Source organism: Polyangium spumosum (assembly GCF_009649845.1).
GTDB lineage: Bacteria > Myxococcota_A > Polyangia > Polyangiales > Polyangiaceae > Polyangium > Polyangium spumosum.
In genome coordinates, this window is the sequence record NZ_WJIE01000012.1 from 219,852 (window position 1) to 227,913 (window position 8,062).

Sequence of the window (8,062 nt, forward strand, 5' to 3'; positions counted from 1 at the left end):
GGTTTGGAGGGGAGCGGATCGGCTCGGCCGTCGGGCGCGTCCGGGACGGGGTCTCGGGGACGACGCCGTTGCGCTGCTGGGGCTTTGCCCCAGACCCCACCAGGGGCTGTCCGCCCCTGGACCTGGACCAGGCACGGCCTGGACCGAAAGTCGATGAACTGCGCTCCGCGCAGTTCATCGAACAGCCGCAGTCAAGACCAACGACGACCCTGCCAACCAAGACAGCCGCGCTGCTGGTTCTGCTGGCACCGTGGCTTGTTCGTCGGCCTGTGGGGTAAACTGCGCGTAGCGCAGTTTTCCCCCCTGAGGTCCAGGGCTTGCCCTGGCGCGGGTCGAGGGGCGCGTAGCCCCCGCGGGGTCCGGGGCGGCGCCCCGGTGCGGCGGCCCGGGACAACCGCGGCGACCTCGGCTAGCCTCGCCCCATGCTCCGACGCTCGATGAAGGCCTGGCTCGCGCGGCTCGCGGCGGGCACGCCCACGGTCCCGCTCCGGGACGAGGAGACGGGCTGTACCCTCTGGATCAAGCTCGAGTACATGCTCCCGAGTGGGTCCACCAAGGATCGGATCGCGAGCTTCATCCTTGGCCACGCGGTCGAGTGTGGGGCGCTCCGGGAGGACAGCATCGTCGTCGAGGCGTCGAGTGGGTCGACGTCGATCGCGTTTGCCATGGCGTGCGCCATGATCGGCGTGCGGTTCCGCGCGGTCATGCCCGAGGGGGTGAGCGGCGAGCGCCTGCTCATCATCCGTCGTTATGGCGGCGAGGTCGTGCTCACGCCGCGACAGCTCGGCGTGCTTGGCGCGATCGAGGAGACGCGGCGCCTGGCCGAGGAGGACGGGCGTGTCTTCTGGCCTCGCCAGTTCGAGAATCCTCAGAATGCCCTCGCCCACCAGCGCACGACGGGTCCGGAGCTCATCGCGCAGGTCGGCACCACGATCCATGGGTTCGTCGCGGGCGTCGGGACGGGCGGCACGCTCATGGGCATTGCGCGGGCGCTGGTCGAGGCGGGGCAAAAGGCGGCGATCGGCCGGCCTCGGCCCGAGCGGGGCGTGTGTTTTGCGGGGCAGCCGGAGATCTGCGGTGGGATCCCGGGCGTCGTGGAGGGGCTATCGCAGATCCTCGACGAGGACGCGGTGGGGGGCGTGGTCTCGTTGCCCGTGCCGGACGCGGAGGCCATTCGCGCGGCGCGGGACCTCGTGCTGCAAGGGTTCCCGGTCGGCCCGTCGAGCGGGCTGAACCTGGCGGGCGCGCGGATGCTCGCGCGCAAGCTCGGGCCGGGGCACGACATCGCGACGGTGCTCTGCGACCGGATGGAGCGGTATTTCTCGACGGACATGTTCCAGGATCTGTCGCCGGACGAGGCCGTTCGAAGTACAGGGGGTTTGGGGGCGTAGCTCGGCTCGTCCGAGCGTAGGCCCCAAGCGAAGACCGATGAAGACGAATGCGGTGAGGTTGCTCGATACGCTCGGCATTTCGTACGAGCTCCGCGCGTACGAGGTGGATCCCGAGGATCTGCGGGCCGGGACGGTGGCCGAGAAGATCGGGCTGCCGGTGGAGCAGGTCTGGAAGACGCTCGTTTGTCGAGGGGATCGCGCGGGGGTCTTAATGGCGGTCCTCGCCGGCAATGACGAGCTCGACCTGAAGGCGCTGGCGCGCGCCACGGGGGATCGGAAGGTCGATACGGTGCCGCTGAAGGAGGTGCAGCCGCTCACGGGGTACGTGCGCGGCGGCGTGACGGCGATCGGCGGCAAAAAAGAGTTTTTGGTGATCGTCGACGAGACGATCGAGCTGCACGACGTGGTGAGCGTCTCGGCGGGCGTGCGGGGGCTTCAGATTTTGCTCGCGCCGGCCGATTACGTGCGGGTGGTGAAGGGGAAGCTCGCGTCGATCGCGCGGGGCATGTAGGCGTTCACGCGAGCTGCAGCGCTCGCTCTCCAGCGGCGCCTTCACGACGCGCAGCACCCCTATCGCGTCAGATGCCGGAGCAGCCGCGCCAGGGCGAGCAGCGCACCCGCGCCGATGAGCAGGGCCGCGGCGTAGGCCAGCTTCAGCGGCCCGAGCGCCACGCGTTCTCCCCCGAGCCAGAGCGCTCCCGCGATCTGATCGAGCACACGCAGGACGACACCCGCGCCGGCCAGCGCCACAGGGCCGCCGAGCATCGTGCGCACGTCGGGCGCCGGCTCGTTCGTCACGCTCGGAAGAGGCTCCCGCGGCACCGACGACACGCGCGACTTCGGCGCCGACGAGACCCGCCCGCTCGGCGGAGGTGGCGCCGGATCCACACGCACCGCAGGCAACGACGCGCTCGATCGGCGCTGCCCACTCGCGCCCCAGTCGACGTCGATCGCCGCCGAGAGCGCCGCGCCCGGGTCCCTCGCCGCGGGTGGCTCGGGCACACGCGAGATCCGGCCCCCGGCCTCGGCCGGGCTGTCGGCGAGCATCGTCGACGCGACGTCGAGGCTCGCCGGCGGCGCGGAGACGGCCCGCATCGAGCCCGAGGCGCGGCGCGCTTCCCCCGGCTGCGCCTCGACGACGGGCGCGCGCATCGTGCCCGAGCGGTGCGCGCTCGGCGCGGAGAGGCGCGGCGCGATACCGAGGGCCGCCTCGACCTCGTCCCAGAAGGCGCCGGCGCTCGCGGGGCGCTCGCGGGGATCGACGGCGAGCGCGCGGCGGAAGACGGCCTCGAGCGCGTCGGGCACGGCGATGCCCTCGTTCCGCGGCGTGGGCCTGTGTTTCTCGTCGAGCACGGTGCCCATGATCGCCACCGCGTCGCCGTCGATGACCACGCGGCCCGCGATGGTCTCGAGGAACGCGAGCCCCAGGCCCCAGACGTCGGTCCACGGGCCCGTCGTGCCGAAGCGCTTCGGCGCCCACTGCTCCGGCGCGCCGTAACGAGGCGTGAACGCGAGCGGCTGGGCCGCGTCGGTCTGCGTCATCTCGCCGGCCATCACGGAGGCGGCGTCGCGGGCGCGGGCGATGCCGAAGTCGAGGATCTTCACGTACTCGGCGCCGTGGACGACCGCGAGGAAGATGTTCGCCGGCTTGATGTCGCGGTGCACGACGCAGATGGGCCCCTGCGGCCCCGGAAAGTTGTGGGCGATCTCGAGGGCGCGGGCGACGGGCGTGAGCAGGCGCGCGGCCTCGAGGTAACCAAGCGGCGGCAGGCCCTCCGCGGCGCGCTCCTCGATGAGCGACCAGAGCGTGCGCCCCTCCAGCCACTCGAGCGCGATGAAGGGCACGATGAGGCCGCTGTCGAGGGTGATGACGTCGTAATGCAGCGGGCGCACGACCTCCGGGATCGTGGCCGAGAGCCGGAAGAGCATCTCGGCCTCCTCGCGAAAGCGCTCGAGGAAGCCGGCGCGCAGGTCCTCCGGGATCGTGGGGATCTTCAGGCACTTGAGCGCGACGGGGGCGCGGAACGCTCCGTGCAGCGCGCGGTAGACGACGCCGAACCCCCCTTCGGCCACCGCCTCTTCGATGGTGAAGGGGCCCTGCGTCGTGCCGGCGATCCCGAAGACGTCCTGGGCCATCGGCCCGGAGCATACGACGTCCCGGGCAGCGCGGTGAAGTGGGAGCCGTGATGCCCAGGCGCTGACGTACGGCCGGCCTCCTCTGGTAGCTTCAGCCGCATGAGTGAGTTCGTCTCCCTGGACATCTCCGAAACGATCGCCACCGTCACCCTGCAGAAGCCCACGATGCCGCCCGCGCTTTTCCTCGAGCTCGAGGCGCTGTTCGGGCGCCTCGCCGTCGAGAAGGGCCTGCGCGCCGTCGTCGTGCAGTCGACCGCGAAGGCGTTCTCGTTTGGCCTGGACCTGCGCGCCGCGATGGCCGATCTCGGCCCGCACCTCGGGGGCGGCGGCGCCGCCGAGCGGATGGAGCTCCTCCGGCTCATCCAGCGGTACCAGCGCGGCTTCGACGCGGTCGCGGCTTGCCCCGTGCCCGTGATCGCGGCCGTGCAGGGGCCGTGTATCGGCGCAGGGCTCGATCTCGCGGCCGCGTGTGACATCCGGCTCGCCACGCGTGACGCGTACTTTTCGGTGCGCGAGACGAAGATCGCGATCGTGGCGGACCTCGGGAGCTTGCAGCGCCTGCCGCGCCTGCTCGGTCAAGGGCTCGTGCGGGAGCTCGCGTACACGGGCAAGGACCTGCCGGCCGATCGCGCGCTCTCCATCGGCCTCGTGAACGAGCTCTTCGACGACGCCGCGGCGCTGCAAGCAGGGGCCCGCAAGCTCGCGCTCGCGATCGCGGCGAACCCGCCGCTCACGGTGCGCGGCGTCAAGGCCGTGCTCGATCACGGCGAGGGCAAGTCGGTCGCCGACGGGCTCGCCTACGTCGCGGCCTGGAACGCGGCGTTCCTCGCGTCCGAGGACCTCGGCGAGGCCATGGCGGCGTTCGTGGAGAAGCGCGCTCCCCGCTTCGCCGGCAAATAACCGGCCCGACACGCGCCGCTTCTTCGTTGCGAACGGACGAGGAGCGGGCGCACGATGGAGCCGAGGAGGGGCCAAACGCGCCGCGCCGGGGGGAGGCGCGGCGACGTGGGTCCTGGAGGGAGGACACTTCGATGCGAATGGACTTGCCCCCAGCAGAGACGTTGCTCCGTGGCTGCCCGACGCCGCTCGCGCTGGTGTCGTCCTCCGGCGAGGCGCTCGTGACGAACGCCGCATGGGAGGCCCGCGTGGGCGGCGGCGCGCTCGACACGCGCGTGCACGAGGAGGACCGATCGGCGCTCGCCGCGGCGCGCGCGCGGGCCCTCGGCGGCGAGGCGACGCAGGGGATCGACGTGCGCCTCGCGCGGGGAGGCCACGAGCGCGCGAGGCTCTCGTTCTGGCGGGCGGACGCGCAGACGCTCTGGGCCTCGGCCGAGGCCTACCGCGACGAGGAAGAGGAGCGCAAGGCGCGTATCCTGAACGACTGCTTCCGCGTGATGGAGGCGAACATCTGGTCGTGCGACACGGAGGGCAAGATCCTCGTGTCGGACGGCAAGGGCCTCGCGCTGCTCGGCCTCGTGCCCGGGCAGATGGTGGGGATGAACATCTTCGACGCGTATCCGCCGGGATCCGCGGCGCACGCCGTCGTGAAGCGTACGCTCGACGGCGAGAGTTTTTTCTACGAGGACGTCTCCGAGAAGGCGCACTGGCTCAACGTGTACACGCCGCGCCTCGACGCGAGCGGCGTCGTCGAGGGGCTCCAGTCGATCTCGGTGAACTTCGGCGCGAACCTCCAGCTCTCGAAGAAGTCGAAGGTCCTCGCGGACTGCGTCGATCGCCTGCCGATCTGCATCTGGGCGTTCGACGAGAGCGGGTCGTGTACGCTGCTCGCGGGCGCGCTCGGCGCGCGGCTCGGGGTCTCGGCGGAGCTCGTGGGCAAGGACCTCTTCGAAGTCTACGGGGATCGGCCGGACTTCGTGGCGGACATGAAGCGCGCGCTCGCGGGCGAGGAGCACATCGTCGAGCGCGACCTCGGCGACGTCCACATCCGCACGCGGTTCGTGCCGATCCACGATCCGTTCGGCGAGATCATCGGCGCGTGCGCGGCGACCGAGGACGCGACGGAGCAGCACCTGTTCCAGGTGAAGCTCACGGAGCAGCTCGCGCTGATCGAGTCGCAGAAGCAGGCGATCGCCGAGCTCGGCACGCCGATCATCGAGGTCTGGCAGGACGTGCTCGTGGTGCCCGTCGTGGGCGCGCTCGACGCGGCGCGGGCCGAGCAGATGCTCGAGGTGTTGCTCGAGGCGGTCGTGCACAGGCAGGCGCGCTTCGTGATCCTCGATCTCACGGGCGTGGAGGCCGTGGACGCGTCCACGGCGGAGCACCTCGTCCGCGTGGCCGCCGCCGTGCGGCTGCTCGGCTGCGAGGGGATCATCACCGGGATCCGGCCCTCGGTCGCCGAGACGATCGTGGGGCTCGGCGTGGATCTCTCGCAGACGCGCACGCTGCGCAGCCTGAAGGACGCGCTGCGCTTCTGTACCGGAGATTCCGCCCGCCGACGCGCGCGCTGAGTCCTCTCGCTAAACGCGCGCATTCGTGCGAGGATTCGCACCCCGCGCCGCGGCGACAAGGACTGCCATGACGATTCGACCCGCCGATCTCCACGCGATCCCCCTCTTCGAGGGCATCACCGAGGCACACCTCGCCGAGCTGCTCTCGGACCTCGAGCGCGTCACGCTCGCGCCCGGCGAGGTGCTCTTCGAGGCCGGCACCGAGCCGAAACATTTCTGGCTGCTCGTGACCGGCGGCATCGCCCTGGAGCAGGCGGGCGAGGTCCGCTTCCGCCTCGCGCCCCCCGCGCCCATCGGCGAGCTCGGCGCGTTGACCGGGCTCTACCGCAACACCCGCGCCGTCGCGACCGAGGCGTCCGAGCTCTACCGCATCGGCGTCGTCGCGCTCATGCGGTTCTTCGAGAGCCACGGCGACGTCGCGTTCCCCTTCTATCACAACCTGCTCAAGATCGTGGCGCAGAAGGTCCACCGCGACGCGATGCGCCTGGACGACATGCGGGCGAACATCATCCGCACGCAGAAGGCCATGAAGGAGCTGCGTGATCGCGTGCTCGAGGCCGAGGAGACGCCGATCAGCCGGGCCGTGTGCGACACGCTCGACACGCTGATCGAGCGCAACCGGCGCGCCCACTACATGGTCACGCCGGCCTACGCGCTCTCGACGTCGGTCCGCCTCGACACGGGCGTGCTCGTCCCGGTGAGCGCGATGTCGGACCGCTTCCTGGAGCTCGTCTCCTTGCCCGACGTGAAGCCGGGCGACGAGGTGAGCTTCGTGCTGGTGATCCCGAACGACGAGATCCCGGTGAGCGGCAAGGTGCAGCAGGCGGGCGAGGGCTCGGTGCTCGTCGAGCTCGACCTGCTCATCGAGGAGTACGCGAAGAAGCTCGGCGAGCACCTGACCCGTGTGCAGATGCTCGATTTCGTGGTGTAATCGAGAGCGAACAGGGACCTTCATTCCCCGGGGGAAGAGATGAACTCGACGAGGCGCAAGCTCGCCATTGCCACATGGTCCTCGCCGCGCGAGGGCAACATCTACGGCAAGCTGGTCATGGACGCAGGCGAGGCGGTCGCCTACGTCGAGCACCTGCGGAAGACGACCGGGCAGAAGGTCACGGTCGGCCACATCGTCGGCAAGGCCGCGGCGATGGCCATGAAGAGCGCGCCGGGGCTGAATGGCCGCATCGTCTTCGGCAGGTACGTCCCGCACGAGACGGTGGACGTGACGTTCCTCGTCGCGCTGGAGGACGGGCGTGACCTCGCGAAGACGAAGATCACGCGCGCCGACGAGAAATCGATCGCCGACATCGCCAGCGCCCTCGCCGAGGGCGCGGGCAAGCTGCGCGGCGGCAAGGACGCCGATTTCGAGAAGAGCAAGGGCATCGTGCGGGCCTTGCCCACGTTCCTCCTGAGGCCCGTGCTCTGGACGACGGGGTTTCTGACGGGCGCGCTCGGCGTCGCGGCGTTTGGGCTGGAGCCGTTCCCGTTTGGCTCGTGTGTCATCACGAACGTGGGCGCGTTCGGCGTGGACGAGGGGTATGCCCCGCCGACGCCGTTCGCGCGCGTGCCGGTGCTGCTCCTCGTGGGCGCGGTGCGCGAGCAACCTGCGGTCGTCGCGGGCAAGGTCGTCCCGCGGCCCCTCGTGACGATCACCGCCACGGTGGATCATCGCTTCATCGACGGCGCGCAGCTCGGCCAGCTCGCGAAGGTGCTGCGCAAGGGCTTCGAGGAGCCCTGGACGCTCGACGGCCTCACGAAGGCCCCGTGGGCGACGAGCGACGCGCCCGAAGCACACGCGACGAACGGCGGGTGACGCCGGGGCGGACGGGCTCTACTCTGCGTCCATGTGGCGCGGCACGACTTCTCCCTTTTTTGCACTCCTCACCCTTCCCTTCGTGTTTCTTGCGTGCGCCGAGGGCAGCGAGCTCGGCGCGGGCGGCTCCTCGGGCACGATAAGCATCGGCAGCACGGGCCCCGGTAGCACCGGGCCGGGCGGCGCGGGCCCAGGCAGCGGCGGCGCGGGCCCCGGCAGCGGCGGCGCGGGCGGCGCGGGCGGCAGCGGCGCAGGCG

General features: G+C 71.0%; 7 protein-coding genes. 6 read left to right on the forward strand and 1 reads right to left on the reverse strand.

All coding sequences use genetic code 11. The features are described from left to right. Window positions 1-422 precede the first annotated feature (422 nt). Both GF068_RS32810 and ybaK read left to right on the forward strand, forming a co-directional pair. Window positions 423-1,391 (forward strand): PLP-dependent cysteine synthase family protein, encoded by a 969-nt coding sequence (locus GF068_RS32810; RefSeq protein ID WP_153823468.1) that lies wholly within the window; start codon window positions 423-425, stop codon window positions 1,389-1,391. A 37-nt stretch (window positions 1,392-1,428) separates the two neighbouring features. Continuing rightward, entirely contained in the window at window positions 1,429-1,902 is a 474-nt protein-coding gene (gene ybaK, locus GF068_RS32815) for a Cys-tRNA(Pro) deacylase (protein WP_153823469.1), read from the forward strand. Between the two features lie 59 nt (window positions 1,903-1,961). Here the strand turns inward: ybaK and GF068_RS32820 are convergent, their stop codons facing one another. Beyond that, window positions 1,962-3,527, reverse strand: a complete 1,566-nt coding sequence (locus GF068_RS32820; RefSeq protein ID WP_153823470.1) for a serine/threonine-protein kinase — start codon at window positions 3,525-3,527, stop codon at window positions 1,962-1,964. Window positions 3,528-3,626: 99 nt separating this feature from the next. On the opposite strand from GF068_RS32820, the gene GF068_RS32825 reads away from it, so the two are divergent. The 4 genes from GF068_RS32825 (at window position 3,627) to GF068_RS32840 (ending at window position 7,805) form a co-directional block, all read left to right on the forward strand. Beyond that, entirely contained in the window at window positions 3,627-4,427 is an 801-nt protein-coding gene (locus GF068_RS32825; protein WP_153823471.1) for a crotonase/enoyl-CoA hydratase family protein, read from the forward strand. A gap of 131 nt (window positions 4,428-4,558) precedes the next feature. Then, window positions 4,559-5,995, forward strand: a complete 1,437-nt coding sequence (locus GF068_RS32830) for an STAS domain-containing protein (RefSeq protein ID WP_153823472.1) — start codon at window positions 4,559-4,561, stop codon at window positions 5,993-5,995. Window positions 5,996-6,062: 67 nt separating this feature from the next. Beyond that, window positions 6,063-6,926, forward strand: coding sequence for a Crp/Fnr family transcriptional regulator (locus tag GF068_RS32835; protein WP_153823473.1), 864 nt, complete (start codon window positions 6,063-6,065; stop codon window positions 6,924-6,926). Window positions 6,927-6,965: 39 nt separating this feature from the next. After that, a complete protein-coding gene (locus GF068_RS32840) occupies window positions 6,966-7,805 on the forward strand; it encodes a 2-oxo acid dehydrogenase subunit E2 (protein WP_153823474.1) in 840 nt (279 codons plus the stop codon). Window positions 7,806-8,062: the final 257 nt, after the last annotated feature.

What these genes read in the sequence shown, in the direction of transcription:
- GF068_RS32810 (WP_153823468.1), top strand. Translation starts at nt 423, where the DNA reads ATGCTCCGACGCTCGATGAAGGCCTGGCTCGCGCGGCTCGCGGCGGGC.
- ybaK (WP_153823469.1), top strand. Translation starts at nt 1,429, where the DNA reads ATGAAGACGAATGCGGTGAGGTTGCTCGATACGCTCGGCATTTCGTAC.
- GF068_RS32820 (WP_153823470.1), bottom strand. Translation starts at nt 3,527, where the DNA reads ATGGCCCAGGACGTCTTCGGGATCGCCGGCACGACGCAGGGCCCCTTC.
- GF068_RS32825 (WP_153823471.1), top strand. Translation starts at nt 3,627, where the DNA reads ATGAGTGAGTTCGTCTCCCTGGACATCTCCGAAACGATCGCCACCGTC.
- GF068_RS32830 (WP_153823472.1), top strand. Translation starts at nt 4,559, where the DNA reads ATGCGAATGGACTTGCCCCCAGCAGAGACGTTGCTCCGTGGCTGCCCG.
- GF068_RS32835 (WP_153823473.1), top strand. Translation starts at nt 6,063, where the DNA reads ATGACGATTCGACCCGCCGATCTCCACGCGATCCCCCTCTTCGAGGGC.
- GF068_RS32840 (WP_153823474.1), top strand. Translation starts at nt 6,966, where the DNA reads ATGAACTCGACGAGGCGCAAGCTCGCCATTGCCACATGGTCCTCGCCG.